This window comes from Nocardia sp. NPDC004582 (genome assembly GCF_053602115.1).
The window spans coordinates 35,146-60,291 of the sequence record NZ_JBSGCY010000016.1 but is presented as its reverse complement, the minus strand read 5'-3'; the positions used below and the strand labels follow the sequence as shown (position 1 = coordinate 60,291).

Annotated in this window: 26 protein-coding genes; 20 read left to right on the top strand and 6 right to left on the bottom strand. The window is 69.9% G+C overall.

The genetic code is table 11. The annotated features are described in order from the left end of the window. The first annotated feature begins 4 nt into the window (after window positions 1-4). The 5 genes from tatA to ACWELJ_RS07540 all read left to right on the top strand — a co-directional run bounded on the left by tatA (window position 5) and on the right by ACWELJ_RS07540 (window position 5,523). The gene (tatA, locus tag ACWELJ_RS07560; protein WP_357085454.1) at window positions 5-277 is read left to right on the top strand and encodes a Sec-independent protein translocase subunit TatA; all 273 of its coding nucleotides are present in this window, start codon (window positions 5-7) and stop codon (window positions 275-277) included. Window positions 278-399: 122 nt separating this feature from the next. Beyond that, window positions 400-1,374, top strand: a complete 975-nt coding sequence (tatC, locus tag ACWELJ_RS07555; RefSeq protein WP_452365370.1) for a twin-arginine translocase subunit TatC — start codon at window positions 400-402, stop codon at window positions 1,372-1,374. 3 nt (window positions 1,375-1,377) lie between these two features. After that, complete coding sequence (locus ACWELJ_RS07550) at window positions 1,378-4,071, top strand: DEAD/DEAH box helicase (protein WP_452365352.1); 2,694 nt, start codon at window positions 1,378-1,380, stop codon at window positions 4,069-4,071. Window positions 4,072-4,183: 112 nt separating this feature from the next. Continuing rightward, a complete protein-coding gene (locus ACWELJ_RS07545; protein ID WP_452365351.1) occupies window positions 4,184-4,921 on the top strand; it encodes a DUF4333 domain-containing protein in 738 nt (245 codons plus the stop codon). A gap of 140 nt (window positions 4,922-5,061) precedes the next feature. Beyond that, entirely contained in the window at window positions 5,062-5,523 is a 462-nt protein-coding gene (locus ACWELJ_RS07540) for a hypothetical protein (protein WP_452365350.1), read from the top strand. Window positions 5,524-5,619: 96 nt separating this feature from the next. Here the strand turns inward: ACWELJ_RS07540 and ACWELJ_RS07535 are convergent, their stop codons facing one another. Next, on the bottom strand, window positions 5,620-6,600 hold the full coding sequence (locus tag ACWELJ_RS07535) for a 5'-3' exonuclease (RefSeq protein ID WP_452365349.1): 981 nt from the start codon (window positions 6,598-6,600) through the stop codon (window positions 5,620-5,622). Window positions 6,601-7,041: 441 nt separating this feature from the next. On the opposite strand from ACWELJ_RS07535, the gene ACWELJ_RS07530 reads away from it, so the two are divergent. Further along, a complete protein-coding gene (locus ACWELJ_RS07530; protein ID WP_452365348.1) occupies window positions 7,042-8,169 on the top strand; it encodes a M24 family metallopeptidase in 1,128 nt (375 codons plus the stop codon). Window positions 8,170-8,190: 21 nt separating this feature from the next. On the opposite strand, the gene ACWELJ_RS07525 is transcribed toward ACWELJ_RS07530, so the two are convergent. After that, complete coding sequence (locus tag ACWELJ_RS07525; protein ID WP_452365347.1) at window positions 8,191-8,619, bottom strand: PPOX class F420-dependent oxidoreductase; 429 nt, start codon at window positions 8,617-8,619, stop codon at window positions 8,191-8,193. A 67-nt stretch (window positions 8,620-8,686) separates the two neighbouring features. Between ACWELJ_RS07525 and ACWELJ_RS07520 the strand changes: the two genes are divergently transcribed. Together ACWELJ_RS07520 and cbiE are read left to right on the top strand one after the other, a co-directional pair. Beyond that, the gene (locus ACWELJ_RS07520) at window positions 8,687-9,448 is read left to right on the top strand and encodes an SDR family NAD(P)-dependent oxidoreductase (RefSeq protein WP_452365346.1); all 762 of its coding nucleotides are present in this window, start codon (window positions 8,687-8,689) and stop codon (window positions 9,446-9,448) included. Next, window positions 9,445-10,689 (top strand): precorrin-6y C5,15-methyltransferase (decarboxylating) subunit CbiE, encoded by a 1,245-nt coding sequence (cbiE, locus tag ACWELJ_RS07515; RefSeq protein WP_452365345.1) that lies wholly within the window; start codon window positions 9,445-9,447, stop codon window positions 10,687-10,689. Before ACWELJ_RS07520 ends, cbiE begins: the two co-directional genes overlap by 4 nt. 81 nt (window positions 10,690-10,770) lie before the next feature. Here the strand turns inward: cbiE and ACWELJ_RS07510 are convergent, their stop codons facing one another. Next, complete coding sequence (locus ACWELJ_RS07510) at window positions 10,771-11,292, bottom strand: hypothetical protein (RefSeq protein ID WP_452365344.1); 522 nt, start codon at window positions 11,290-11,292, stop codon at window positions 10,771-10,773. A 437-nt stretch (window positions 11,293-11,729) separates the two neighbouring features. On the opposite strand from ACWELJ_RS07510, the gene ACWELJ_RS07505 reads away from it, so the two are divergent. Both ACWELJ_RS07505 and ACWELJ_RS07500 read left to right on the top strand, forming a co-directional pair. Next, window positions 11,730-12,212, top strand: coding sequence for a nitroreductase/quinone reductase family protein (locus ACWELJ_RS07505; RefSeq protein ID WP_452365343.1), 483 nt, complete (start codon window positions 11,730-11,732; stop codon window positions 12,210-12,212). Between the two features lie 102 nt (window positions 12,213-12,314). Continuing rightward, window positions 12,315-13,199: an alpha/beta fold hydrolase gene (locus ACWELJ_RS07500; RefSeq protein ID WP_452365342.1), complete on the top strand. Its 885-nt coding sequence runs from the start codon at window positions 12,315-12,317 to the stop codon at window positions 13,197-13,199. 139 nt (window positions 13,200-13,338) lie between these two features. Here the strand turns inward: ACWELJ_RS07500 and ACWELJ_RS07495 are convergent, their stop codons facing one another. After that, the gene (locus ACWELJ_RS07495) at window positions 13,339-13,914 is read right to left on the bottom strand and encodes a TetR/AcrR family transcriptional regulator (protein WP_452365341.1); all 576 of its coding nucleotides are present in this window, start codon (window positions 13,912-13,914) and stop codon (window positions 13,339-13,341) included. A 111-nt stretch (window positions 13,915-14,025) separates the two neighbouring features. Between ACWELJ_RS07495 and ACWELJ_RS07490 the strand changes: the two genes are divergently transcribed. The 4 genes from ACWELJ_RS07490 (at window position 14,026) to ACWELJ_RS07475 (ending at window position 16,671) form a co-directional block, all read left to right on the top strand. After that, window positions 14,026-14,787 (top strand): SDR family NAD(P)-dependent oxidoreductase, encoded by a 762-nt coding sequence (locus ACWELJ_RS07490; RefSeq protein WP_452365340.1) that lies wholly within the window; start codon window positions 14,026-14,028, stop codon window positions 14,785-14,787. Between the two features lie 92 nt (window positions 14,788-14,879). Next, window positions 14,880-15,626 (top strand): pirin family protein, encoded by a 747-nt coding sequence (locus tag ACWELJ_RS07485; RefSeq protein ID WP_452365339.1) that lies wholly within the window; start codon window positions 14,880-14,882, stop codon window positions 15,624-15,626. Between the two features lie 24 nt (window positions 15,627-15,650). After that, complete coding sequence (locus ACWELJ_RS07480; RefSeq protein WP_452365338.1) at window positions 15,651-15,908, top strand: (4Fe-4S)-binding protein; 258 nt, start codon at window positions 15,651-15,653, stop codon at window positions 15,906-15,908. A gap of 388 nt (window positions 15,909-16,296) precedes the next feature. Then, a complete protein-coding gene (locus tag ACWELJ_RS07475; RefSeq protein ID WP_452365337.1) occupies window positions 16,297-16,671 on the top strand; it encodes a response regulator in 375 nt (124 codons plus the stop codon). On the opposite strand, the gene ACWELJ_RS07470 is transcribed toward ACWELJ_RS07475, so the two are convergent. Next, entirely contained in the window at window positions 16,605-17,393 is a 789-nt protein-coding gene (locus ACWELJ_RS07470; RefSeq protein ID WP_452365336.1) for a hypothetical protein, read from the bottom strand. The two genes, ACWELJ_RS07475 and ACWELJ_RS07470, sit on opposite strands and share 67 nt — an antisense overlap. Window positions 17,394-17,626: 233 nt before the next feature. On the opposite strand from ACWELJ_RS07470, the gene ACWELJ_RS07465 reads away from it, so the two are divergent. Both ACWELJ_RS07465 and ACWELJ_RS07460 read left to right on the top strand, forming a co-directional pair. After that, window positions 17,627-18,409 (top strand): sigma 54 modulation/S30EA ribosomal C-terminal domain-containing protein, encoded by a 783-nt coding sequence (locus tag ACWELJ_RS07465; protein ID WP_452365335.1) that lies wholly within the window; start codon window positions 17,627-17,629, stop codon window positions 18,407-18,409. 65 nt (window positions 18,410-18,474) lie between these two features. Continuing rightward, a complete protein-coding gene (locus ACWELJ_RS07460) occupies window positions 18,475-19,434 on the top strand; it encodes an acyl-ACP desaturase (protein ID WP_452365334.1) in 960 nt (319 codons plus the stop codon). Between the two features lie 17 nt (window positions 19,435-19,451). Here ACWELJ_RS07460 and hsaA read toward each other — a convergent pair whose 3' ends face one another. Continuing rightward, window positions 19,452-20,615, bottom strand: coding sequence for a 3-hydroxy-9,10-secoandrosta-1,3,5(10)-triene-9,17-dione monooxygenase oxygenase subunit (gene hsaA / locus ACWELJ_RS07455; protein ID WP_452365333.1), 1,164 nt, complete (start codon window positions 20,613-20,615; stop codon window positions 19,452-19,454). 211 nt (window positions 20,616-20,826) lie between these two features. Here hsaA and ACWELJ_RS07450 point away from each other — a divergent pair, with 211 nt between their 5' ends. The 4 genes from ACWELJ_RS07450 to ACWELJ_RS07435 all read left to right on the top strand — a co-directional run bounded on the left by ACWELJ_RS07450 (window position 20,827) and on the right by ACWELJ_RS07435 (window position 25,084). Beyond that, the gene (locus ACWELJ_RS07450) at window positions 20,827-22,038 is read left to right on the top strand and encodes a Rieske 2Fe-2S domain-containing protein (protein ID WP_452365332.1); all 1,212 of its coding nucleotides are present in this window, start codon (window positions 20,827-20,829) and stop codon (window positions 22,036-22,038) included. A 66-nt stretch (window positions 22,039-22,104) separates the two neighbouring features. After that, entirely contained in the window at window positions 22,105-23,052 is a 948-nt protein-coding gene (locus ACWELJ_RS07445; RefSeq protein ID WP_452365331.1) for a universal stress protein, read from the top strand. 78 nt (window positions 23,053-23,130) lie between these two features. Next, entirely contained in the window at window positions 23,131-24,129 is a 999-nt protein-coding gene (locus tag ACWELJ_RS07440; RefSeq protein ID WP_452365330.1) for an Acg family FMN-binding oxidoreductase, read from the top strand. Window positions 24,130-24,184: 55 nt separating this feature from the next. Further along, window positions 24,185-25,084 carry a universal stress protein gene (locus ACWELJ_RS07435; RefSeq protein WP_452365329.1) on the top strand — a complete coding sequence of 300 codons (900 nt, stop codon included), beginning with the start codon at window positions 24,185-24,187 and terminating at the stop codon, window positions 25,082-25,084. Window positions 25,085-25,146: the final 62 nt, after the last annotated feature.

The following is a 25,146-nucleotide window of genomic DNA, read 5'->3' as shown; positions in this document are numbered from 1 at the left end:
TGGAATGACAGGCGCCATCAGCCCGTGGCACTTGCTGATCGTTGTGCTGATCTTCTTGCTGTTCTTCGGCTCGAAGCGCATGCCCGACGCGGCCCGCAGCCTGGGCCGCTCGATGCGCATCTTCAAGACCGAGGTCAGCCAGATGCAGAACGAGGGCAAGACGGGCGAGGCCGCTCCCGAGGCCCAGGCCCAGCCGGTGCAGCCGCCGGCGCAGCTGCCGCCCGCCCAGCCGGTGCAGCAGCCCGCGGCGCAGCCGAACGACCAGCAGAAGGCCTGAAGCGGCCGCCGTCCGGGATGAGCGCGGGCTCATCCCGGATGAGGTGTTGTCCGGGTCCGGGGGCGCGCTCGCGCCCACGTCTTCTGTGGCCGTAAGGCGGAGGCAGTCACACTCACATGCGTATTCGCATCCCGTTCGATCCCCGGCGCAGCAAGCGCCGGACGAACCCCGACGGCACCATGTCCCTGGTGGAGCACCTCTCGGAGCTTCGCAAACGCCTGCTCATCGCACTGGCGTGGGTCGCGGTCGGCACCCTGTTCGGGTTCTTCTGGTACTCGCACACCCTGTTCGGGATCGAGAGCCTCGGTGAGATCCTGCGCGGCCCCTACTGTGCGCTGCCGGCCTCCTCGCGGGCCAATCTGAGCGCCGACGGCGCCTGCCGGCTGCTGGCGACCGCGCCGTTCGAGCAGTTCACGCTGCGTTTGAAGGTCGGCACCACCGCCGGCGTGGTGGTGGCCAGCCCGTTCTGGCTGTACCAGCTGTGGGCGTTCATCACCCCGGGCCTGTACGCGAAGGAACGCAAGTACGCGATCGCGTTCGTGGCGGCGGGCGCGTCGCTGTTCATCGCGGGCGCGGTGCTGGCCTACTGGGTGGTCGCGCACGCGCTCAGCTTCCTGATGACCATCGGCAACAACGTCCAGATCACGGCGCTCTCGGGTGCGCAGTATTTCAGCTTCATCATCAAGCTGCTGGTGATCTTCGGCGTCAGCTTCGAAACACCTTTGCTCATCGTGGGTTTGAACTTCCTCGGGGTGCTCACCTACGAGCGGCTCACCAAGTGGCGGCGCGGGCTGATCTTCGGATTGTTCGTGTTCGCGGCCATCGTGACCCCGCAGGATCCGATCTCCATGCTGGCGCTGGCGTTCGCGCTGACCCTGCTGTTCGAGATCGCGGTGCAGGTCGCGCGGATCAACGACAAGCGCAAGGCCCGCAACGCGGCGGCCTGGGACGCGCTGGCCGACGACCAGGCCTCCCCGCTGGATACCGCGCCCGGCGGCGTGGACGCCCCGACCCCGGTGCCCAGCGCCGAGCCGGTGAGCGCCACACCGGTGGAGAAAACCACGGGAGTCGTGTCGGATTACTCCGATACCCTCTGACGGGTGACATCAAGGTCGCTCACTGGCGAACTGGCGGCATTCTCCGCCGAACTGAAATTCGAGCTCGATCCGTTCCAGCGGCAGTCGTGTGCGGCGCTCGAGGGCGGGCACAGTGTGCTCGTCTGCGCGCCCACCGGCGCCGGCAAGACCGTGGTCGGCGAGTTCGCGGTACACCTGGCCCTGGCCTCGGGCGGCAAATGCTTCTACACGACGCCCATCAAGGCGCTGTCGAACCAGAAGTTCGCCGACCTCACCGCCCGCTACGGACGCGACGAGGTCGGGTTGCTGACCGGTGACCAGTCCATCAATCCGGACGCCTCGGTGGTGGTGATGACCACCGAGGTGCTGCGCAACATGCTCTACGCGGGATCGGATGCGCTGCGCGGGCTTTCGTACGTCGTCATGGACGAGGTGCACTACCTGGCCGACCGGTTCCGCGGCGCGGTGTGGGAAGAGGTCATCCTGCACCTGCCGCCCGAGGTGCGCCTGGTCAGCCTGTCCGCCACGGTCTCCAACGCCGAGGAGTTCGGCGCGTGGATGGAGACCGTGCGCGGTGACACCGCGGTCATCGTCGACGAGACCCGGCCGGTGCCGCTGTGGCAGCACGTCATGGTCGGCAAGCGCATGTTCGACCTGTTCGATCCCAAGTCCAGCGACGCCAAGGTGGTCGTGGATCAGGATCTGCAGCGCTACATCAAGCACCGCGAAGCCGTTGACCGGATGGACAATTGGGGCGTGCCCGGGCGCGGCCGCGGCGGGCCGCGGCGCTCGTTCCGGCCGATGCCGCGTCCGGAGGTGATCGCCCGGCTCGACGACGAGGGGCTGCTGCCCGCCATCACCTTCATCTTCAGCCGCGCGGGATGCGATGGGGCGCTGGCACAGTGCGTGCGCTCGCGGCTGGACCTGTCCCGCGAGGACGATCGCGCGGTCATCGACGAGATCATCGAGAAGCACACCGGGGACCTGCCCAAGAGCGACCTCGAGGTGCTCGGCTACTGGGAGTGGCGCGAGGCGCTGCACCGCGGTTTCGCCGCGCACCACGCGGGCATGCTGCCCGCCTTCCGGCACACCGTCGAGGACCTGTTCGTGCGCGGGCTGGTGCGCGCGGTGTTCGCCACGGAGACACTGGCACTGGGCATCAATATGCCCGCGCGCACGGTGGTGCTGGAACGGCTGGTCAAGTTCAACGGCGAGAGCCACGCCGAACTGACGCCGGGGGAGTACACGCAGCTGACCGGACGCGCCGGGCGGCGCGGCATCGACGTCGAGGGCCACGCGGTGGTGCTGTGGCAGCCCGAGGTCGACACCAGCGCGGTCGCGGGTCTGGCCTCGACGCGCACCTACCCGCTGCGGTCGTCGTTCCGGCCGGGCTACAACATGTCGATCAATCTGGTCGATCGCATGGGCGCGGTGGAATCGCGTGCGCTGCTGGAGCGTTCCTTCGCCCAGTTCCAGGCGGACCGGTCGGTCGTCGGCCTGGTGCGGGGCATCGAACGCAACGAGGCACAGCTGCGCAAACTGCGCTCGCAGCTCGGTGACGAGAGCTTCTTCGAATACATCCAACTGCGTGAACGCGTCCGGGATCGGGAACGCAACCTGGAACGGCAGGGCCGCACCGACCGGCGGCAGGCCGCGGTGTCGTCGCTGACCGCGCTGCGCCGCGGTGACGTGGTGGCGATTCCGTCGGGCCGCCGCCAGGGGCTGGCGGTGATCCTGGAACCCGATGCGACACCGGGGGATCCGCGTCCGCTGGTGCTCACCGAGGACAAGTGGGCCGGCCGCGTCTCGGCCGCCGACTTCCCAACCCCGGCCGAATCACTGGGCCGGCTGCGGCTGCCCAAGCATGTGGACCACCGCACTGCGCGGGTGCGCCGCGATCTGGCCTCGGCGCTGCGCAGCACCGGCATCACCATGCCGCGCCGCCCGCGCAGCGGCGGCAAGTCCAAGGCCGCCGACGACCGCGACCTGCAGACGCTGCGGCGGGCGCTGCGCAACCATCCGGCACACTCGCGCCCGGATCGAGAGCAGTTGGCGCGCATCGGGGAACGCTACAACCGCCTCGAACGCGAGACCGAGCACCTGCGCCAGCAGGTGGCGGCCACCACCAATTCCCTCGCGCGCACCTTCGACCGCATCCTCGGGCTGCTCGAGGAACGTGGCTACGTCGAGAACGGCGAGGTCACCCAGGACGGGCGGCGGCTGGCCCGGATCTACGCCGAGGCGGATCTGGTTGTCGCGGAAAGCCTTCGGCAGGGACTGTGGCGCGGGCTCGGCCCGGCCGAGCTGGCCGCGGTGGTGTCGATCCTGGTGTTCGAGTCCCGGCAGGAGGGCGGCTACCTGGGGGCGTCCGGGCCCACCGCGCCGATCCGGCGGGCCGTGGACGCCACCATCGGGGTGTGGTCGCAGCTGCGCTCCGACGAGTCGCGGCACCGGTTGCAGCCCACCCGCGAACCCGACCTCGGTTTCGTCACCGGCGTCTACACCTGGGCGCGCGGCGACGACCTCGCCGACGCCCTGCTCGCCAGCGGCGATCGCGGAAACCCGCTCTCCGCGGGCGATTTCGTGCGCTGGTGCCGCCAGGTCATCGACCTGCTCGACCAGATTCACAGCACTGCCGACGACGTCGAGGTGGCGGCCACGGCCAGCAAGGCGGTGCGCGCCATCCGCCGGGGTGTCGTGGCCGTGGACGCGGCGTAGTAGATACGACTGTGCTTTGATTCTTGGATGTACCGACCGCAGCGGGAACATGCGCGTGTTCCCGCTCGGGGGGCTAGCGTGAGGACAACGGATTGCTATTGGAGGCAAGCAGATGAGCGGCCCGTACGGACCGAATGACGCCCCGGCGGGGGGCAACAACGATCCGACCCTGCAGTGGAGCGGACAGCAGCCCGCGCCCGGCGCCGGACCGACTCAGCAGTGGGGCGGCCAGCAGCCCGCCCAGCCGACCGCGCAGTGGGGCGATCCGTCGCAGCAGCAGCCCGGCCAGCAGCCGTGGGGCCAATCCCAGCCGCAGCAGCCCGCCCAGCCCTGGGGGCAGTCGCAGCCGCAGCAGCCGGCCCAGCAGTGGGGGCAGAGCCAGCCGCAGTGGCAGCAGCCGCAGGGTGATCAGCAGCAGTGGGGGCAGTCGCAGCCGCAGTGGCCGCAGCAGGGTCAGCCGGGCCAGCCCGGGCAGCCGGACTGGAACCAGCAGGCCGGTCAGCAGTGGCCGCAGCCGGGGCAGCAGGCGCCCGCGGGCAAGAAGAAGACCGGTGTGATCATCGGCGTGGTGGCCGCGATCGTCGTGGTGCTGGCCGCGGTCGGCGGTGGTCTGGCCTGGCTGCTGAGCAACGACCAGCTCGACAACAGCGCCGTGCAGTCCGGGGTGCAGAAGGTCCTCAAGGACACCTACGGCATCGACGACGTGTCCGACGTGAAGTGCCCGTCGGGGCAGAAGGTCGAGGTCGACAAGACCTTCGACTGCACACTCAAGGTGGGTGGCGAGAACAAGAAGGTCACCATCAAGATCACCAAGGATGACGGCACCTACGAGGTCGGCCGCCCGAACTGATTTTCCGGGGCAAAGGCACTGGGCCCGGGCGCGATTGGATGTCGCGCCCGGGCCCAGCCATTTGCCAGGGGTTGTCTGGAGGCTCGTGGCGAGTAAGGTGGGCCGAAATTCTTTCGGTTGTCACTGATCCGGGGGGCGTTATGAAGCTGATCGTTCGGACCATCGGACTGGCCGGGACCGCACTGGCGGTCGCCGGCACGGCACTGGTCACCACCTCCTGCGCGGGGCAGGCCTCATCGGCCGGGCCCGCGCCGGCATCGGTCGACGCGTCCTTCGCCGCGTCGCCGACGGCGGCTCCGGTGGTGAACGACTGCGTCGCCGGCCACGCCGTGACCCAACCCGCGAGCATGCTGCTGGCCTGCGGTGACGGCGGGCTCAGCGTCCGCGACATCACCTGGAGCAGTTGGGGTCCCGACACCGCCGAAGGCGACGGCACCGAATACCGCCGGGTGTGCGAGCCCAGCTGCGCGGCCGGGCACACGGCCAGCGGCGCCACCCACATCACGCTGCGCAAGGTGCAGGACGGCTACTTCACCGAAGCCGCCATCACCGACCTCGGCGGCAAACCCGAAACCTGGCCCGTCGGCCCGATCCGGCGCTGATAGCGGGCGGCTCGCCCTCGACCCTCGTCGGACGCGCCACCACGCGCACGACCGCGGGACGCCGGCGGCCGCCGTGCCGCCGACGGGCTGTGCCGGTCAGGACGCGGAGCGCTTGGCCATGGCGGTGAGCAGGCGTTTGACGGGGCTCTCGGCGTTGTAGGCGGTGGCCAGCGCGGCCAGTCGCTCCGGGTCGGCCGGAGTGCGGGGCAGCGGGTCGGGGCCGGAGTATTCGACGGTGGCGTCGCGGACGACCCGGACCACCGGGGCCGCGGCCTTCAGATAGTCGTCGGCGGCAACGAGTTTCGCGCGCACACCCTTGGCGAGATCGGAGTCCGGGTCGGCGGCCGCGGCGCGCAGGGCTTCCACCGAGCCGAACTTGGTGATCAGCTGGGCGGCGGACTTGTCACCGATCCCGGCCACGCCCGGCAGGCCGTCGGAGGCGTCGCCGCGCAACGTCGCCATATCGGCGTAGGCGGGGCCCGCGATCTGTTCGGGCACACCGTATTTGGCCGACACCTCGGCCGGACCCCACAGCTCGGCCTTGGCCAGGCCCCGGCCGACGTAGAACACGCGCACCGGCGGCGCCGGGGTATCCCGGACCAGTTGCAGCAGATCGCGATCCCCGCTCACGACGATCACCTCGTCGGAGCCTTCCCGCGTGGCCAGCGTCCCGATGACGTCATCCGCCTCGAGGCCCTCCGCGCCCGCGGTGGCGATCCCCGCCGCGTCGAGCACCTCCATGATCATGTCGACCTGCGGGGTCAGCGTGTCGGGAACCTCCTCCGCGATGACCACACCCGCGACCGGCTCGCCCGCGTCCTCGGCCACCCGGTGCGCCTTGTACGACGGCAGCAGATCCACCCGGAACGCGGGCCGCCAATCCAGGTCCAGGCACACCACCAACCGGCTCGGCGCATGCTGTTTGACCAGCGCCGCGATCATGTCGGTGAACCCGCGCAGCGCGTTCACCGGCCGCCCGTCGGGCGCGGTGATCTTCTCCGGGATCGCGTAGAACGCCCGGAACCACAGACTGGCCCCATCGAGCAGCAACAGCGGACCGGCGGCAGGGTTGCTCATAGCGCACGACCCTACCGTTCGCCACCGACACCGCGATGGATGGCGGCGCCGGGAGTCCGCCCCCTTGGATTCACGTCCTGGCCCATCGAATTCGACGCGCGGACACCGACGATCGGCCGTTGGCCGTGGTGCGGTTCGGCCACGCGATCGCGACGCGGCGGCCTCCACCGCCCTGCGGACGGGGGGTCCGCCGGTGTGGTCGCCGCGGCAGGGGCTTGGCGGGGACGCGGAATGACCTGCTCAGGATGCGGATCGGTTGCGGGGCGGCGGCCCGCGCCGGCGGTCACGTGCGACGCGGCGCGGGGAAGGGTCGTTCGTGGCTCCAAAGGTGCTCGGGGGCAGGGTGGTCGGGTGATTCGGCGGTGTGGTCACCCGCTGGTGGGGGTGCGAAGTTCGGTGGTGGCTGGAGGGTGGCGGGGTGGGGGAGTAGCGTCGGGTGGCATGAGCTCTCATGACGAGTCACGGTTCGCGGCGGAGGTCTATGGGGCGCGGTTGGAGCGCGCCGCGCGGTTGGCCAGGGATGCGCATCTGGACGCGCTGCTCATCACTCCCGGGCCTGACCTGCGGTTTCTCATGGGGTCGCGGGCGCAGTCGTTCGAGCGGCTGACCTGCCTGGTGATCCCGGCCAGCGGGGAGACGCCCTCGGTGGTGATCCCGAAGCTGGAGCTGGCCTCGCTGAAGGGGTCGGCGGCCGGGGAGCTCGGGTTGCAGATCGTGGACTGGGTCGACGGGGTCGATCCCTACCGCATCGTCAAGAACGTGCTCAATGCCGGTGCGCGCGTGGCGGTCACCGATGTGATGCCCGCCCTGCACCTGCTGCCCATCGCCGATCAGTTTGGCTCGCTACCGGTTTCGGCCACCCCGCTGCTGCGTGAGCTGCGAATGCGCAAGGACCCCAGCGAGACCGAGGCCCTGCGGCGCGCGGGCGCGGCCATCGACCGGGTGCACGCCCGCATGGGCGAGTTCCTGCGCCCCGGCCGCACCGAGGCCGCGGTGGGCGCGGATATCGCGGCCGCCATCGTCGAGGAGGGCCACACCGAGGCCGATTTCGTCATCGTCGGCAGCGGCCCGCACGGCGCGGACCCGCACCATATGGTGTCCGACCGCGTGATCGAGCCCGGTGACGTGGTGGTCATCGATATCGGCGGCCCGGTCGAGCCCGGCTACTTCTCCGACTCCACCCGCACCTACGTGCTCGGCGAGCCGAGCGAGGAGGTCGCGGAGCGGTTCGCGGAACTGGAACGCGCCCAGGCCGCCGCGGTGGCGGCCGTCCGTCCGGGCGTCACCGCCGAATCCATCGACGCCGCCGCCCGCGACGTGCTGGCCGCGGCCGACCTGGCGGACTACTTCGTGCACCGCACCGGCCACGGCATCGGCCTGTCGGTGCACGAGGAGCCCTACATCGTGGCGGGCAACGACCTGGTCCTGCAGGAGGGCATGGCGTTCAGCATCGAGCCGGGCATCTACTTCCCCGGCGAGTGGGGCGCCCGCATCGAGGACATCGTCATCGTCACCGCCGACGGCTGCGAGTCGATGAACAAGCGTCCCCACGGGCTGACCCAGCTATGACCGCCGAGCCCCCGCCGCCGGTCAGTGACCGAGCGCGGGGGCTCCCGGCTGGAAAACGCTGCTGGCCATGACCCGCTCGACCTGGATGGCGATCACCACGCGGGTCGGGTTCTCGCGGGGCTGGCGGTAGCGCCCGGCGTAGCGGTCCACCGCGTCGGCCACCGCGGCCGGGTCGTCGAGCACGGTGGCCGGTCCCTCCAGGGTGATCCAGCGCGGCCCGTCGACCTGGCTCACCGCCGCGTACCCGGAGCGGCGCACATTGTTGACCTTCACCGAGCCGTCGTTGGTGATGACGCGGGCGATCCCGGCCTCGGGATCCCAGGTGAAGCCGACGGCGACGACGTGCGGGGTGCCGTCGGCGCGCAGCGTGGACAGGGTGGCCAGGTGGCGCTCGGTGACGAAGTCGGCGGCGGCGGGGGACAGTTCGGGGCGTGCGGCGGTGCTGGTCATGATTCGACGCTAGCAATCCGCCGTCGGGCGCACCGGACGGTGGGGCCCGGGTGGCACACTGTGGGCCATGGGTTTCGGATCGCGGGACGTCGACAAGGGCGTCGTACTGGTGCTGGGCGGGCGCAGTGAGATCGGGCTGGAAGTGGCGCGCCGGCTGTCGCCGGGCCGGGAGGTCATTCTCGCGGCGCGCGGCGCCGACCGGTTGCAGGCGCAGACCAAGGAGTTGCTGATCGCGGAGGCGGCGGCGGTGCACTGCGTCGAGTTCGACGCCGATGACATGGCCTCGCATCAGCCGCTGCTGGAGAAGATCATCGCCGAGCACGGGCGCATCGGGGTCGCGGTGGTGGCCTTCGGAATCCTCGGGGATCAGGCACTGGCCGAACAGGATCCCGAACACGCGGTCGCCATCGTGCAGACCGATTTCGTGGCGCAGGTCAGCGTGCTGACCAGTCTGGCGAACCTGTTGCGCGAGCAGGGCGACGGGCAGATCGTGGTGTTCAGCTCCATCGCCGGTGTGCGGGTGCGGCGCGCCAACTATGTGTACGGCTCGGCCAAGGCGGGTCTGGACGGTTTCGCCACGGGCCTGCAGATGGCCCTCGAGGGCAGCGGCGTGCACCTGCTGATGGTGCGTTCCGGCTTCGTGATCGGCCGGATGACCGCGGGCATGAAGCCCGCCGTCATGTCCAGCACCCCGGACCAGGTGGCCGACGCGGTGGTGGCGAGCCTGTACCGGCGCGCCCGCAATGTCGATGTGCCGCGCCGCATTCGGCTGCTGTTCATCGCCATGCGCTTCACCCCGTACGCGTTGTGGCGGCGGGCCCGCCGATGACCTCTATCCCCGCACCGTCGGTCCCGATCGCCGTGATCGGGATCGGGGCCGACGGCTGGGACGGCCTGGGCGGTCCGGCGCGCCGCGAGATCGCCGCCTGCGAGGTATTGCTCGGCTCCACCCGGCAACTGGCGCTGATTCCCGAGGGCGAGACGGGCGCGGAGCGGGTGGCGTGGCCCTCGCCGCTGGTGCCCGCGCTGCCGGGACTGCTGCGCGAGTACGCCGACCGCAAGGTGGGTGTGCTCGCCAGCGGCGACCCCATGTTCTTCGGCATCGGCGTGACCCTGACGAAACTGGTGGGGGCCCAAGCGCTGCGAGTGCTGCCGCAGCCGTCGTCGGTGTCGCTGGCGTGCGCCCGCCTGGGCTGGGCGCTGGACTCGACACCGGTCGTCAGCGCGGTCGGCCGTCGGGTGGAGACCGTGCTCCCGGAATTGTCGGGCGGCCGCAGGATCCTCGTCCTGAGCGCCGATGAGCACACTCCGGCCGAGGTGGCGGAGCTGCTGGCGCGCAATGGATTCGGCGATTCGGCCCTCACGGTCCTCGAACAGCTGGGCGGCCCCGCCGAACGCTCGAGGACCGGCACGGCCGCCGGCTGGGATCATCTCGCCGGTGATGGGTTGAACATCGTCGCGATCGACTGCGTCGCGGATCCGTCGGCACCGCGTCTGACCCGGGTGCCCGGCCTCCCCGACGAGGCCTACGACGGCGACGGTCAGCTCACCAAGTCGGAGGTGCGGGCTCTCACCCTGTCCGCGCTGGCCCCCGCGCCCGGCGAACTGCTGTGGGATGTGGGCGGCGGTTCCGGCACCATCGCGATCGAATGGTGCCGCACGCACTCGTCGTGCCGGGCGGTCACCTTCGAACGAATCGAGAGCCGCCGCAAGCAGATCGCCGCCAACGCCGCCACGCTCGGCGTCCCCGGCATCGACGTCCACGGCCCGGCCCCGGAGGCGTTCGCCGGCCTGCCGGCCCCGGACGCGATCTTCATCGGCGGCGGCCTGACCCAGGACGGGATGTTCGACGACTGCTGGTCGCGCCTGCGCCCGGGCGGCCGCCTGGTCGCCAGCGCCGTCACCGCCGAATCCGACAGCCTGCTCCTGCGTCTGGCCGGCGAATACGGCGGCGACCTGCGCCGCTTCCAGATCTACCGTGCCGAACCCCTCGGCGGCTTCACCGCCTGGCGGCCCCAGCTTCCCGTCACCCACTGGTCGGTCGTGAAACCCGCCGCGCCGCAAGGCTGACCACGCCGCGAAGCGATCCTGGGCCCGTCGCCGCGCGGGTCGAGCGTGACGAGACGGTGGATGCGGCCTGGGCCCGTGCGGTCAGCCGACCGGGGGCAGCGCGAGCGGACCGGGTTCGAAGACGGTGACCAGGACGACGATATTGCCGTAGGGCGCGGAGCCGTTGGCGAGGCGATGGGCGGCCTTGGCCAGCGCGGTGCGCCAGCCGTACTTGGCGTCGATCGCCGCCTCCACCTGAGGGAGCAGGTCACCTTCGGGGACCAGGTTGGCGTGGCCCATGAGCTGGCGGCTGCCGACGGCCGGGTTGCCGCGCCAGTCGCCGGGCTGAACCACCACGCGCGGGTCGAGGGCGAGCTGCTCGGCCTCCGCGGCGAACGAGGAGACGCGGAAGGCGAGCCCGTTGTCGCCGAACGGAACCACCAGGCGTGGGGCGGTGACCAGCTGCCGGTTGCCCAGGGTCCTGGTGACCAGCGCTGTCTTGGCCTGCTGCCACACCGAGGACGGCCGGGCCGTCGCGCTGCGGGCCGAAGCGGCCGCCGGTGGCGCCGCGGGCCGCGCGAACTGGGTGCGGCCCACCGCCGCGTCGATGGTCATATCGGTCATCGCCTTCGATCCTTCCGTGCCGAATTCCCCTGCCGGGCTCGGTGTCGGACGCGCAGCGAGCCGGTGCGTTTCGACACCACACAGTATTAGCTCTGCGTTCGCTCATCAGGCGGCGACCCCTCCACTGTCTGTGGATCCCGGCGGTCCGCGCAAGCGCGACACACTGCGCCGTTCCTCGAGTTTCGCCACTCGTCACCTGCGGGCCACCCTGCCCCAACACATCTCGACGGCACCGAGCCCTCATCATCGATAGTCCCGGCGTTTCGCGGATCCGGCAACGATACTGGTCAGGCGCATGTGCGCCGGTTGCGGAAAAGTCGCTCGAGGCGGCGTCAGTGGGACACCGGCACATAGGTGACACGTCTTGAATCCGGCCGGAGCCGCAGATCGGGCTGTGCCCGGCCCCCGGACCGCGCGGTGTCGTGTTTACTGGCCGCATGACGCTGCTGGGTCGAATGGTCTCGGCGGGTTCGCAATTCGCGAACCGGCGCGGCATCTACGCGGGTCGCCGATCCACGAAAGTGCATGTGCGCGTGTACCGATGGTCGCGGGGCAGGCTCGGCGGCCGGCTGCCGGGCCGGTCGGGCGGTCGCATTCTGCTGCTCGACCACGTCGGCGCGCGCAGCGGCGTGCGGCGCACCTCCCCGCTGATGTACGTCGAGTCGGAGGGCGTGCTGGCGGTGGCGGCATCGAAGGCGGGGGAGCCGGAGCATCCGGCCTGGTTCCACAATCTGCGCGCGCACTCGGACACCGTCGTGCAGCTCGGCGGCGTGGTGCGGCCGGTTCGGGCGCGCGTGGCGGCCCCGGACGAACGGGAGCGCTGGTGGCCGCGGTTCGTGGCGGCGGTGCCGGACTTCGCCTTCTATCAGGAACGTGCGGCCGGGCGATTGATCCCGGTCGTCCTGCTCGAGCCGCGGTGACGCGCCCGCGCGGGTCGGTCCGTCCGGCCCGAATTGCCCTGCCCCCGTGTGGAACAACGTTGTTTGACCTGTTGGGGGCCGGTTTCGCCTAGGCTGGCCCGCGTGAGTGCCGCCGTATCGCGAACGATCGCTTTGCCGCACTGCCGGGTGAGTTACGCCGAGTACGGTGCGGGGGATGGGCTGCCGGTGCTGTACTGCCACGGCGTCCCCGGAACCCATGTCGAGGGTGAGGCCTTCGACGCGGCCGGAGCCGCGGCCGGGGTGCGCGTCATCGCGGTGGACCGGCCGGGCATGGCGGAGTCCTCGCTACCGGCGGGAGAGCAGGTCGCGGACTGGGCGGCCACGGTGGCCGCGCTCGCGGACCGGCTGGGCCTGCACCGATTCGGGGTGATCGGGGTGAGCGGCGGCGGCCCCTTCGCGCTCGCCATCGCGGCCCGGCTGCCCGAACGCGTCACCGCCGTCGCTCTGGTTTCCGCGCCCGCCCCGCCGAGCGAACAGCCCGCGGCCGAGGAGCTCGATCCGGTGGCGCTGCGCCGCCGCAAGGGTCTGAACATCTTGCGGCGCATCCCCTTCCTGGTGCATCCGATGGCACTGGAGATGTCGGTGGTGATCCGCCGCCGCAACGGTGTCGCGGGCCTGGTGTCGCAGATGGCCCCCGTCGACCGCGACCGCGTGGACGCCGATCCCGAGCTCGCCGCCAAACTCGACGTCAATCTGCGCCGCAGCTTCGAGCAGGGCAGCCGCGGTTTCGCCGCCGATATCCGCCTGGTCTTCACCCGCGACTGGGGTTTCGACCTGAGCGAGGTGACCGCTCCCGTCCAGATCTGGCACGGCGAGGCCGACGGCAATGTCCCCGCCGCCGACGCCCGCAGCCTCGCCGCGGCCCTCCCGCGCGCCCGCGTGCACCTCGTTCCGGATGCCGGTCACCTGTTGTTCGTCGAACGGTCCGCCGACATCTTGGCGTCCTTGCGCGCCGACCAGCCCTGACCCGGCCGGGAAAGCCCTGCGCCGGTACCGGATTCCCGGATCGACCGGCCCGAAGGGGCGGAGTAGCCTCAGCGCCGCCGCGAATCATTCAGCGCCCGAATCCACGTGGTGCAAGCGGGCAGGGCGTCCTGGGTCCCGGTCAGTCGCGTGCGGTGCGAAGGCCGTCCAGGGTCAGGTCGAGCAGTCGGTCGGCCTGCTCGCGTTGCTCGGGTTTCCCGGACGCGAGGGCGATGCCGGTGAGTGCGGCGAACATGTCGGTGGCGGTGATGTCGGAGCGGACGGTGCCCGATCGCGCGGCGGCGTCGAGCAGCGACGCCAGTGCGTCGAGCATCATCTCCTTGCTGCGGGCGTAGGGGTCGACGCCGGCGTCGACGAGTGCGCGCAGCACATCGGCCATACCGAATTTGGCGGTCGCGTAATCGATGAAGCGGCCCATCCACGCGCGCAGTGCCGGAAGCGGCGGCATCGCTTCCAGTAGCTGCGGGGCCGCGTCGCACAGTTTGGCCAGCTCATTGCGGTAGGCGGCCTCGATCAGCTCTTCGCGGGTAGGGAAATTGCGGTAGAGGGTGCCCGACCCGACCCCGGCCTCCTTCGCGATCCGGTCCAGGTGGGCGTTGAGGCCGTCCTCGGCGAAGACTCGCACGGCCGCGGACAGGATTTTGTCGCGGTTGCGCTGGGCATCGGCCCGCAGGGGGCGGCCCTCGGCTCGGGGCATGGTCGTCGTCCTTCGATCGGCCTCTTGCTAAGTGGGGGCGTCTCCGCTTATTGTCATAAGTGGCGACGCCTCCACTTTAGGGTATCCACCCATCCACTTCGAGGAGACAACATGGCTTTCGCACTGGACGGCAAAATCGCGCTCATCACCGGCGGCGCCTCCGGCGTCGGCCTGGGGATCGCCCAGGAATTCGTCGACGAGGGCGCGACGGTGGTCATCACCGACCTCGACCGGCGGGCGCTCGACGACGCGGTGACCACGATCGGCGGCCGCTGTGTCGGTCTCGTCGCCGATGTGACCCGGCTGGCCGATATGGAGGCCGCGTATCGCGAGATCGAATCACGCTACGGGCGAGTCGATATCGTCGTGGCGAATGCCGGCATCGGCGCGCACGCGCCGCTCGGGCAGATCACCGAGGAACAGTTCGACCGGACGTTCGGTGTGAACGCCAAGGGCGTCCTGTTCACCGTTCAGCCCGCCCTCCGATTGCTTCCCCACGGCGGCGCCGTCGTGATCATCGCCTCGACCGCCACCATCCAGCCACCGCGGGGCATGAGCCTCTACGGCGGCGCCAAGGCCGCGATCCGCTGCTTCGTGCGGTCCTGGATCCAGGACGTGCAGGGCTCGGGCGTCCGGATGAACATCCTCAGCCCCGGCGCCGTCGACACCGAATCCCTGCGCGGCGCACTGGGAATGGTGCGTACCGCGGAGGAGGTCGACGCGGCGGTGCGGCAGATGGGGGAGGGCAACCCGACCGGCCGCATCGCCGATCCGCGCGAGATCGGCAAGGCCGCGGTGTTCCTGTCGAGTGACGCGTCGAGTTTCGTGACGGGCGCCGAACTGTTCGTCGACGGCGGCATGGCGCAGGTCTGAGCTGTGACGGCGGTGACGGTGGGCGGCTCGGCCGGGAATGCCGGGCGTCCCGCACGGTTGAAGGAGGGAGAGATCGGCAGTGGAGGCGAGCGATGGCGGTGCGTGAACCGGAGGTCCGGGTGGTGCCCGGCGCGGAGCGGTGGCACTGGCGCAACGAGTGGCTCGATTCCCGGCAGTCGTTCCCCGCGACCGGCAATTTCGATCTCGCGGCCAACGCGCACGGTCTGCTCATGATCCACAACGAGGACATCGTCGACCCCGGCGAGGGCTTCGACACCCATCAGCACCGGGACATGGAGATCATCACCTGGGTGCTGGAAGGCACTGTCGTGCACCAGGATTCGGTGGGACACTCGGGTCTCATCCATCCCGGAATGGCGCAGCGGATGAGTGCGGGCACCGGCATCCTGCATTCCGAACGCAATGGCGCGGGCCTGCTGGAACGCGAGCGCCTGCACGTGGTGCAGATGTGGGTGCCGCCGGACAGTCCCGGCGCGACACCCGGCTATCAGGAACTCGACATCGCGGCAGAACTGACCGGGAACACCCTGTTCACGGCCGCGTCCGGCCTGCCACGGGACCGTGATCGGACGGCGATCACCCTCGGCAACCGTTACGCGGCCTTCCATGTGGCCAGACTCGACCCCGGTCACTCCGTGCGGATCCCCGACGCGCCCTACGGCCATGTCTTCGTGGCCAGGGGGAGTGTCGACTTCGAGGGTTCCGGCATGCTGAATCAGGGCGATGCCGTGCGCCTGACCGCCACCGGCGGGCACCGCGTCACCGCTCTGGAAGCCAGCGAACTGCTCATCTGGGAAATGCACACCACCTTCGCCTAGGCCCCGTCGACAGAGGGAGATCTCATGTCCCACGAGAAATCGGACGCGATTCGCGAGTACTCCGCCCCCGGCGTCACCATCACCTGGGAACCGGGTCGTTGCCGCCACGCCCAGGAATGTATCCACGGTCTGCCCTCCGTCTTCGACCGCGACCGCCGGCCCTGGATCGACCCGGCCGCCGCCTCGGTCGACGACATCGTCGAGGTGATCGACCGCTGCCCGAGCTACGCCCTGGGCTACCGCACCGACGACGGCCGCATCCGGACCGCGCCGCCGGAGTAACCGACTCGATTCACGAGGACCCCCGGTCGCGGCTATTGGGGACGGCGGAATATGGCCCGATAACGATTGGTTTGCGGGCGCGCTTCGAGCGGCCGCCACGGTCACAGGGGGGATCGTTGCCGGGATGAACTCAGCATGTCTGCTTTGTCTCGATACGGTCACGGTGTCGAGCGGCTTCGGGCTCTGAGATCACGGCGGCGTGACGATCGTGATGAATCGGGCATTGGGGAGCGCATTGCTATTGCTGACCGGTTGCTATTCGGCTTAGCGTCGAGTTCCGTCCGGGTAGGGCGGGCACACCGGTCGGGGATTCCGGTCAGCAAGGGGCACGTCCATGAACCTTCATCAACTCTCTACCGTTCGAGCCGGGCGACCACCGCTCGACGCAGTGGATGCCGTTCCTCCGGCAGCGCGGGTACTGATCGTCGAACAGCATCCGGCCACCGCCGAGATGACGCAGTTGGTGCTGACCGCGGCCGGTTACGACGCCGTGCACACCTCGACGGGCACCCAGGCGCTCACGGCCCTGAGCAGCTGGAAGCCGGATATGGTGCTGATGGATCTGATCCTGCCGGACCTTTCCGGACCCGAACTCTGTGTGCGACTACGGGAAACCTCGTCGGTGCCGATCCTGATCGTGTCCACCGAAACCGATCCCGATCTCGTCGGCCTCGCCTTCAGCGCCGGCGCATCAGGCTATCTGCCCAAGCCGTTCCGGACCGGAGACCTGCTCGATCGAATCCACACCGGCCTCGGATTCTGATCCGCGGAGTCCGCATCGGTCGATGCCCGCGCGCCGCTGAAAAAGTCGCGGTAGACGCGAACGGCCATGGCCAGGTAGGCGATGGTCTTGGGGATCATGAGCAGGCCCAGTTGCGGTATGCGGCGAGCCCACAGGATGACCGGAAGGTAGCAGGCGAAGGATGCCGCCATGGCGTCGGAGAGGAAGCGGAAGGTGCGGTCGCCGGTCCGGTCGGCCTCCCGGCGCATGAGGTAGATCTCGCTCGCGCCCACGGCCAGGAGCGGGACATTGCGGTCCACGCCGTAGCCTTCGGGGGTCTGGTCCTTGTCCCAGTTGTTGAATGGTGTCGCCAACAGGATCAACCGTACGAACGACAGCCCGAGCAGTGACCGGGTGAAGCCGTCCCAGGATCGCCGGAACCGCAGTCGCCAGGCGTCCAGGGACAGCACGTAGAACAGGGTGATCGTGATCGAGGTGGCCATCTCGCCGAGGCCGATCAGACTCGCCCGGCGTCCCCGCCAGGTCAGGTAGCCACGGTCCTCGCCGCGGGCCATCGACACGGCCCGCAGGGCCAGATGCGCGGTGTCGCCGGTGGCCAGCAGGGTGAATGCCTCCTCGAGCCGGGCCGCGGTCGCCCGCTGTTCCTGGGGAACTCGATCGCGGTTGCGTCGCATGGCGAGCACCAGTCCCCAGATGACCGCCAGATAGGACAGGTTGAAAGCCAACTCGATTCGTTTACGCATGACGACCAGTCTGTTGCGTCGACGCGGTCCGTGAGCAGGGCCCAAGGTCCCTTCGCGCGCGACGCGCGATGGAAACTCCGTGGGGCCGAACGGCAACCCGGTTCGCCGGAGCAGGCAAGGCGCAAAGTCCGCACATCGGTGACCTTCGGCCCTTCTCCGCGCCGAGCACCGAGCGGCACTCTCGGCGTGACGGGTGGACTCGTCCGGCGTGCGGAGAACATGGAGGTGGTGCGATGCTGCGGGCGTCCGAGGCGTGGACCTCGATGGCGTTTCCGGAAGTGGTCGTCGTCGCGCGCGGCCGGGTGCCGGTGCTCGAAGGCGAGCGGTACGCCGGGGCGGTGGGCCGGCAGCTGCGGCGGATGCGGGTGGAAGACGGTGCGCGGCTGCGGATCAGCGGGCCCAACTGCGATATCGGCCCCTTCCTGGCGCAGGTGAACCTGACGGTCGGCGCGACCCCGGTGCGGATTCAGACGCTCACCCACGGGGCGGGCGACGCCCTGCCGGTGGTGGTGCGGCTGGAACGCCGGATACTGGCGCTGCGTACGGCATGGCAGCCGCGTCCGTGGCCCGAGCCTGATCGCCGGCCGTTGGACGCGCCTGGGCCGGGCTTCGTCGCGCGCCGCAAGTCCGTTGTGGTGCGGACACTCTCGTCGTCGCACGCGGCCATGGTGATGGACCGGATGGACTACGACGCCCACTTGTTCACCGACCTCGATACCGGCGAGGACGCCGTCGTCTACCGGGCCGGTCCCTCCGGGCTGCGGCTCGCGCGTCAACGCAGCGTCCATCCGCCGCGTGCGGACGGCGAGGCGGCCGCTGCGTTCGTGGTGAACCCGCGCCCGGCCCCGGTGCTCACCGAAGCCGACGCGGTGCGGCGGGTGTGCGAGAGCGGGTTGCCGTTCCTGTTCTCCGTCGATCCGGCCACCGGCCGCGGGCGGCTGCTGTACCGCCGCTACGACGGCGATCTCGGTCTGATCACCGCCGTCAGCGGGGAATCCGCGCACGAAGGCGCGTAGACCGAAGCCTCACAGTCGTTTTCCTCTCCCATTCCTGTTTCCGGAAATGAAAGGCGGATAATTCCTTGGCGCGAGATCTGACGCAGCTGGAGATCCTGACCGAACTCGAATCCGCTGCCGCGGCGGCGCTGAACCGGCATGAGGCGATGGCCAAGGATTGGCATCCGCACGACTACGTCCCGTGGGACGAGGGCCGCAACTTCGCCCAATTGGGTGGAACCGACTGGGAGCCCGAGCAATCGCGGCTCTCGGAGGTCGCCAAGGCGGCGCTGATCACCAATCTGCTCACCGAGGACAATCTGCCGTCGTATCACCGGGAAATCGCGGAGAACTTCTCGCGCGACGGCGCCTGGGGTTCCTGGGTCGGACGATGGACCGCGGAGGAAGCCCGGCACAGCATCGTGTTGCGTGACTATCTCGTCGTGACCCGGGGCGTCGATCCCGTCGCACTGGAGAACGACCGGATGGCGCACATGACCAACGGCTTCGCCCCGCCCGTCGATCAGGTCACCGCGCAGGGGCAGGCGGGATTCCTGTATTCGGTCGCGTACGTGTCGTTCCAGGAGCTGGCCACCCGGATCAGCCACCGCAATACCGCCGCGGTGTGCGAGGACCCGATCGCCGATCGAATGCTGCAGCGCGTCGCCCTGGACGAGAACCTGCACATGATCTTCTACCGCACCTTGTGCGGCGCCGCCCTGGATCTGGTACCCGATCAGGCGATGGAGGCCATCGATCTGATCGTGGAGAATTTCCGGATGCCCGGCGCCGGGATGCCGAATTTCCGCCGTCACGGCGTGCTCATGGCCAAGCACGGCATCTACGATCTGCGCCAGCACCTGGAGGAAGTGCTGGAGCCCGTCATGCGGCAGTGGAACATCTTCGGGCGCGAGGATTTCGGCCCGCGCGGCGAGCAGGCCCGGGAACGCCTTGCCGGATTCCTCGAGAACCTCGCGAAGAATCAGATTCCGCGTTTCGAGGAACAGCGCGATCGCGCGCTGGCGCGGGAGGCGGCCCGGGTCTGACCGTGACGGCCGCTGGGCTAGACCATGGTGTCGCCCAGCGGCAGCCCGAAGGCATGGTTGCCGTACATGACGTAGACGCGTTCGGCGTCGTTGGCGGCGTGCACCCGTCCGGCGTGCGCGTCGCGCCAGAACCGTTGCAGCGTGGTGTCTTCGGTCAATGCGGTCGCCCCCGCGGCATCGAAGAGCCGGTCGATCGACGCGATGGCCCGGCCGGTGGCCCGCACCTGGTCACGGCGGGCCGCGGCCCGCAGCGCGAACGGGATATCGCGGCCCGCGAGGAGGTGCGAGTACTGCTCGGCCACATGGCCGGACAGTTGCCGCCAGGCGGCGTCGATATCGCTGGCGGCCTCGGCGATGCGCACCTTGCCGAACGGATCGTCCTTCGCTTGTTCGCCCGCGAATGCCGCCCGCACCCGCGTGCCCTGATGCTCGACGTGCGCGGCGTAGGCGCCGTAGGCCATGCCGACGATCGGGGTGGAGATGGTGGTGGGATGGATGGTGCCCCACGGCATCCGGTACACCGGATCGGGATTGACCTCGAGGCCGGGCGATTTCAGCTCGCCCATGGTCTGGAAGCTCAGGAAGCGGTGTTCGGGGACGAAGACCCGCTCGACGACCACGGTATTGGATCCGGTGCCGCGCAGTCCGACCACATGCCAGACGTCCTCGACGCGGTAGTCGCGGCGGGGGATGAGGAACGAGCCGAAGTCGACGGGCTTGCCGTTGTCGAGTACCGGACCCCCGGCGAACACCCAGTCGGCGTGATCGCAGCCCGATGACCACGCCCACGCCCCGGTCACCAGGTAGCCGCCCTCGACCTTGGTGCCCGCGCCCAGGGGCGCGTAGGAGGAGGCGACGCGGGCATCGGTGTTCTCGCCCCACACATCCTGCTGCGCTCGCTGATCGAACAGCGCCAGATGCCAGTTGTGGATGCCGAGGATGCCCGCCACCCAGCCGGTGGAACCGCAGGCGCTCGCGATCGTGCGGACGGTGTCGTAGAAGACGACCGGGTCCGCGGCGCGACCACCCCACTGGCGGGGCTGGAGGAGGGTGAAAAACCCGGTCTCGCACAGGTCCTCGATGGATCGATCGGGGATCCGGCGCAGCGTCTCGGTCTCCCGGGCGCGTTCGCGCAGGGCGGGGAGTACGGCGGTGACGCGGTCGGTGATTTCCTGGGTCATCTCGCGGAATGCTCCTGACTGTCCGGGCGGCGGGGGTATCCAAGCCGCCACTGTTTTAGAACACGTTCTCGCCAATATCGGCCACTCGATGCGGCTGAGGCTAGTGGAGCAAATGACCGAATAGTTGGGACTTTCGACCATTGTCGAAGAGTTCGATCGTGTTCGAAGCTGGCGCTGTTCTGAAACATGTTCTAATTGCGAGGAGTGTGTGATGGTGGCGAACCCGCAGGGCTTCGCAGGCAAGGTCCGCGATATCGACGTGGGCTCCGCGCCCAGCCGATATGCCCGCGGATGGCATTGCCTCGGCCTCGCCGATTCCTTCCGGGACGGCCGACCGCATGCGGTCGAGGCGTTCGGGACCAAGCTCGTCGTCTGGGCCGACGGCGGGGGCGAGCTGAAGGTGCTCGACGCGTACTGCCGCCATCTCGGCGGAGACCTCGCGACGGGAAAGATCAAGGGCGACAACATCGCCTGCCCGTTCCACGACTGGAGCTGGGGCGGCGACGGCAGGTGCAAGGACATCCCGTACGCGCGACGGGTGCCGCCGCTGGCCCGCACGCGCTCGTGGCTCACCCTGGAACGCAACGGTCAGCTGTTCGTCTGGCACGACCACGAGGGCAATCCGCCCGCACCCGGGGTGACGATCCCGTACGCCCCGGGCGCGTACATCGACGCCGCCGGCGCCGGCCTCGACACCATGGATCCCGGGTGGACCCCGTGGACGTGGCGTTCGATCCGCATCGAGGGCTCCCACTGCCGCGAGATCATCGACAACATCGTCGACATGGCGCACTTCTTCTACATCCACTACGCCTTCCCGACCTTCTTCAAGAATGTCTTCGAGGGCGAGATCGCCACGCAGTACCTGGAAACCAAGGGGCGCCCGGATGTGGCGACCGGCGCCAAGTACGGCGGCGACACCCTGCTGACGTCGCAGGCGTCCTACTTCGGGCCGTCGTACATGATCAACACACTGCTCAACAACTACGGCGGGTTCGAGGTGAGCAGCGTGCTGGTCAACTGTCACTATCCGGTCAGCCAGGACTCGTTCGTCCTGCAGTACGGCATCACCCTCGAGAAGCCGCGCGGCCTGTCCGATGACGCGGCCGACCGCCTGGCCGCCAAGATGACCGAGGGCATCGCCGCGGGCTTCCTGCAGGACGTGGAGATCTGGAAACACAAGACCAAGATCGAGAATCCGCTGCTGTGCGACGAGGACGGCCCGATCTACCAGCTGCGCCGCTGGTACGAGCAGTTCTACACCGATGTCGCCGCCATCGACCCGAGAGCGCGGCAGCGGTTCGAATTCGAGGTCGATACCTCCCGGGCCAACGAGGCGTGGGAGGCGGAAGTGGCCGCGAACCTGCGTGAGTCCCGGGTGGCGGCCCCGGCCGGTGGGGGAGGACGGCCCGCCGGAGTGTGACGTTGTCCCCTGTGGCCGGTCCGGCCCGGGCGGGATGCTCGGGGCACCACCGATTCAGGAGATGCCATGGAAGACAATGCCGTTCCCGCGCCGGATATCGACCCCGCGGGTCATGACGACCTGGGGGTCGTCGTCGGCACGGATGGGTCCGAGATCTCGTATCAGGCGGTGGCCTGGGCCGCCGTCGAGGCGGACATGCGGGGCTGCGCGCTGCACATCGTGACCTCGTACGCGAATCCGATCGTGCCGGGCGCGATGGAACTGGGCCCCGACGACATGCGGGATCTGCGGGCGCAGGGACAGCAGGTGCTGGCCGACGCCGCGCGGATCGCCCGCCATGCCGTGCCGAGCGAAAGCCTGCACATCCGAACCGAACTCATCTTCGACATGATCACCACGGCCTTGATCGAGCGTTCGCGCCGGGCGCAGGTGCTGGTGGTCGGCAACCGGGGGCTCGGCGCGGTCCGGCGGGCGGTGCTGGGGTCGGTGAGCTCCGTGGTGGCACGGCAGTCGCACTGCCCGGCGGCCATCGTGCACGGTGTTGCCGAAACCGAGCCGGAGTCGGCGCGGAAGCCGGTGGTGGTCGGCGTGGACGGATCGGCGAACAGTGAGCCGGCCATCGAATTCGCCTTCGCGCAGGCGTCGCGGCGCAAGGTCGATCTGGTCGCGGTGCACGCGTGGAACGACGCCACCGGCTTCGACGCGCCCGTCCTGGGCTGGGAGTCGATCCAGAAGACCGAGGACGTGTTGCTGGGAGCCGCGCTGGCCGGGTACGCCGCGCGCTACCCGGAGGTGACGGTGCGCCGGGTCCTGGCGTGGGACACCCCCGTGCGGGTGCTGCTCCACCATGCCGAATCGGCCCAGCTGGTGGTGGTCGGCAGTCACGGCCGCAGCGGGTTCACCGGCATGCTGCTGGGCTCGGTGAGCACCGCGCTGCTGCACACGGCGCCGTGCCCGGTGGTGGTGGTCCGTCAGCCCTCGCGAAACCGGGACGAAGAACCCGCGCGACGGTGACTTTCGGCCGTCACCGGCGGTCCCGGATCGGACCATGCTGAAGGCAACATCAACGCGAATTCCGAGGAAGGACAAGCGATGTCGAAACACCCCGATCTCGATACCGTCCGCGCCGCCCTGGCGCTGGCGGTGCGGGCGCCGTCGGTGCACAACACCCAGCCGTGGCTGTGGCGGGTCGGGGACACCACGGTGCACCTGTACGCCGATGACAGCCGGCGCCTGCCCACCACCGATCCCGACAGCCGGGAGCTCGTCGTGAGTTGCGGTGCGGCGCTGCATCATCTGCAGGTCGCGCTGCGCGCGTTCGGCTGGGAGCCGGTCGTGCACCGGTTCCCGAACCCCGCGGAGCCGCGGCACCTCGCGTCGGTGGAGTTGCGGCCGGGCACCGTGGACCAGGCCGCGGTGCGGGTGGCTCGCGCGATCGCGCAGCGGCGCAGTGACCGTCGGCGCTTCACCTCGTGGGAGGTGCCATCGGCGCAGGTGTCGGCGATCGCCGCCGCCGGAGCGGCGGTATCGGGAGTCCAGGTCCGCGAAGTCGACGCGGCCGGCGAGCACGCCCGCTTGATGCGCGCCTTCGTCGACGCGGCGACCGCGCACCGCGGTGACGCGGCCTACACCGCCGAACTCGCGCGGTGGAGCGGACATCACGCCAGCCCGGAGGGGGTTCCCGCGCGCAACGCGGTCGCCTCGTCGGACCCGACCGTGCGGCCCTTCGGCGATCCGCGCCTGCCCGAGGCGATTGTTCGCGACACCGACGAGGCGGCCCGGATGCTGCTGGTGTGCACCGGCACCGACGACCTGCGCGCCTGGCTGGGCGCGGGGGAGGCGGCCAGCGCCGTCCTGCTCGAAGCCACGGCGCGGGGACTGGCCACCTGCGCGTTGAGCGAACCGCTCGAGATCACCGGGGTGCGGACGCGAATCCGCCGGGATCTGCTGGGCAACTTCGGCTATCCGCAGCTGATCGTTCGCATGGGCTGGGCGGCGACCAGTGCCGTCCCGGTCCCGGCCACCCCCCGGCTGCCCCTGGCCGACGTGGTGCGGCCGCTCGAGCCCGCGAACTCGTCCGGCGAGCGCTGAGAACCCTTGCCGGACACGGAAACACTTGCCGGACACGGAAACAGGAGAGATCATCATGACCGAGAACACTGCCCCGCAGGCGAATCCGAATCCCGCGATCGTCGTCGCGGTGGACGGTTCGGCCGTCGCCTACCAGGCCGTGGCGTGGGCGGCGCTCGACGCCGCCCGGCACGGCTGTCCGCTGCGGATCGTCACCTCCATCTGCCCGCCGGTCGGTCCGTCGCCGACCGCGGTGCTCAGCGCCGAGAACATCGCGTGGCTCGAATCCGAAGGCGAGCGGATCGTGGGTGAGGCGACCCGGATCGCGTCGGAGACGCTGACCGGCGAAGGCGTCGAGATGTCGTCGGAGGTGACGACCGAGCCGATCATCCCGCACCTGATCGGGCTGTCGCGGCATGCCCGGATGATGGTGCTCGGCAGCCGCGGGCTCGGCGCGTTCCGGCGGGGCCTGCTCGGCTCGGTCGCCTCGGCGGTGGCCCATCACGCGAATTGTCCGGTGGCCGTGATCCACTCGACCGCGGCGGCCGACCCCGTTTCGGCCCGGCAGCCGGTGCTGGTCGGCGTCGACGGCACCTCGAACAGCGTCGCGGCGGTGGAGCTCGCTTTCCAGGAGGCGTCGCTGCGCAAGACCGGATTGACCGCGGTGCACGCGTGGAGCGACGTCACCGGGCCCTATATGCCGATCGCCGGCTGGGAGACGCTCGAGGAGCAGGAGCACGCGACCTTCGCCGAGGAGATGGCCGGATACGCCGAGCGTTACCCCGACGTCCCGGTCCGGCGAATCCTGGTGCAGGACAGGCCGGTTCGCTCGCTGCTGGACGAGGCCGAGGACGCGCAGCTGGTGGTCGTGGGCAGCCACGGTCGCGGCGGGTTCCTCGGCATGCTGCTGGGCTCCACCAGCAACGCCCTGCTGCACGCGGTGGACTGCCCGATCATCATCGTGCGCGGCGAGTGATCCGGCCGGAGCGGGCGCGTCGTCAACTCCCTGAGGGGTGGGCGGCGCGCCCGCGATCGGGT

What these genes read in the sequence shown, in the direction of transcription:
- tatA (WP_357085454.1), top strand. Translation starts at nt 5, where the DNA reads ATGACAGGCGCCATCAGCCCGTGGCACTTGCTGATCGTTGTGCTGATC.
- ACWELJ_RS07545 (WP_452365351.1), top strand. Translation starts at nt 4,184, where the DNA reads ATGAGCGGCCCGTACGGACCGAATGACGCCCCGGCGGGGGGCAACAAC.
- ACWELJ_RS07540 (WP_452365350.1), top strand. Translation starts at nt 5,062, where the DNA reads ATGAAGCTGATCGTTCGGACCATCGGACTGGCCGGGACCGCACTGGCG.
- ACWELJ_RS07535 (WP_452365349.1), bottom strand. Translation starts at nt 6,600, where the DNA reads ATGAGCAACCCTGCCGCCGGTCCGCTGTTGCTGCTCGATGGGGCCAGT.
- ACWELJ_RS07530 (WP_452365348.1), top strand. Translation starts at nt 7,042, where the DNA reads ATGAGCTCTCATGACGAGTCACGGTTCGCGGCGGAGGTCTATGGGGCG.
- ACWELJ_RS07525 (WP_452365347.1), bottom strand. Translation starts at nt 8,619, where the DNA reads ATGACCAGCACCGCCGCACGCCCCGAACTGTCCCCCGCCGCCGCCGAC.
- ACWELJ_RS07520 (WP_452365346.1), top strand. Translation starts at nt 8,687, where the DNA reads ATGGGTTTCGGATCGCGGGACGTCGACAAGGGCGTCGTACTGGTGCTG.
- cbiE (WP_452365345.1), top strand. Translation starts at nt 9,445, where the DNA reads ATGACCTCTATCCCCGCACCGTCGGTCCCGATCGCCGTGATCGGGATC.
- ACWELJ_RS07510 (WP_452365344.1), bottom strand. Translation starts at nt 11,292, where the DNA reads ATGACCGATATGACCATCGACGCGGCGGTGGGCCGCACCCAGTTCGCG.
- ACWELJ_RS07505 (WP_452365343.1), top strand. Translation starts at nt 11,730, where the DNA reads ATGACGCTGCTGGGTCGAATGGTCTCGGCGGGTTCGCAATTCGCGAAC.
- ACWELJ_RS07495 (WP_452365341.1), bottom strand. Translation starts at nt 13,914, where the DNA reads ATGCCCCGAGCCGAGGGCCGCCCCCTGCGGGCCGATGCCCAGCGCAAC.
- ACWELJ_RS07490 (WP_452365340.1), top strand. Translation starts at nt 14,026, where the DNA reads ATGGCTTTCGCACTGGACGGCAAAATCGCGCTCATCACCGGCGGCGCC.
- ACWELJ_RS07485 (WP_452365339.1), top strand. Translation starts at nt 14,880, where the DNA reads ATGGCGGTGCGTGAACCGGAGGTCCGGGTGGTGCCCGGCGCGGAGCGG.
- ACWELJ_RS07480 (WP_452365338.1), top strand. Translation starts at nt 15,651, where the DNA reads ATGTCCCACGAGAAATCGGACGCGATTCGCGAGTACTCCGCCCCCGGC.
- ACWELJ_RS07470 (WP_452365336.1), bottom strand. Translation starts at nt 17,393, where the DNA reads ATGCGTAAACGAATCGAGTTGGCTTTCAACCTGTCCTATCTGGCGGTC.
- ACWELJ_RS07465 (WP_452365335.1), top strand. Translation starts at nt 17,627, where the DNA reads ATGCTGCGGGCGTCCGAGGCGTGGACCTCGATGGCGTTTCCGGAAGTG.
- hsaA (WP_452365333.1), bottom strand. Translation starts at nt 20,615, where the DNA reads ATGACCCAGGAAATCACCGACCGCGTCACCGCCGTACTCCCCGCCCTG.
- ACWELJ_RS07450 (WP_452365332.1), top strand. Translation starts at nt 20,827, where the DNA reads ATGGTGGCGAACCCGCAGGGCTTCGCAGGCAAGGTCCGCGATATCGAC.
- ACWELJ_RS07445 (WP_452365331.1), top strand. Translation starts at nt 22,105, where the DNA reads ATGGAAGACAATGCCGTTCCCGCGCCGGATATCGACCCCGCGGGTCAT.
- ACWELJ_RS07440 (WP_452365330.1), top strand. Translation starts at nt 23,131, where the DNA reads ATGTCGAAACACCCCGATCTCGATACCGTCCGCGCCGCCCTGGCGCTG.
- ACWELJ_RS07435 (WP_452365329.1), top strand. Translation starts at nt 24,185, where the DNA reads ATGACCGAGAACACTGCCCCGCAGGCGAATCCGAATCCCGCGATCGTC.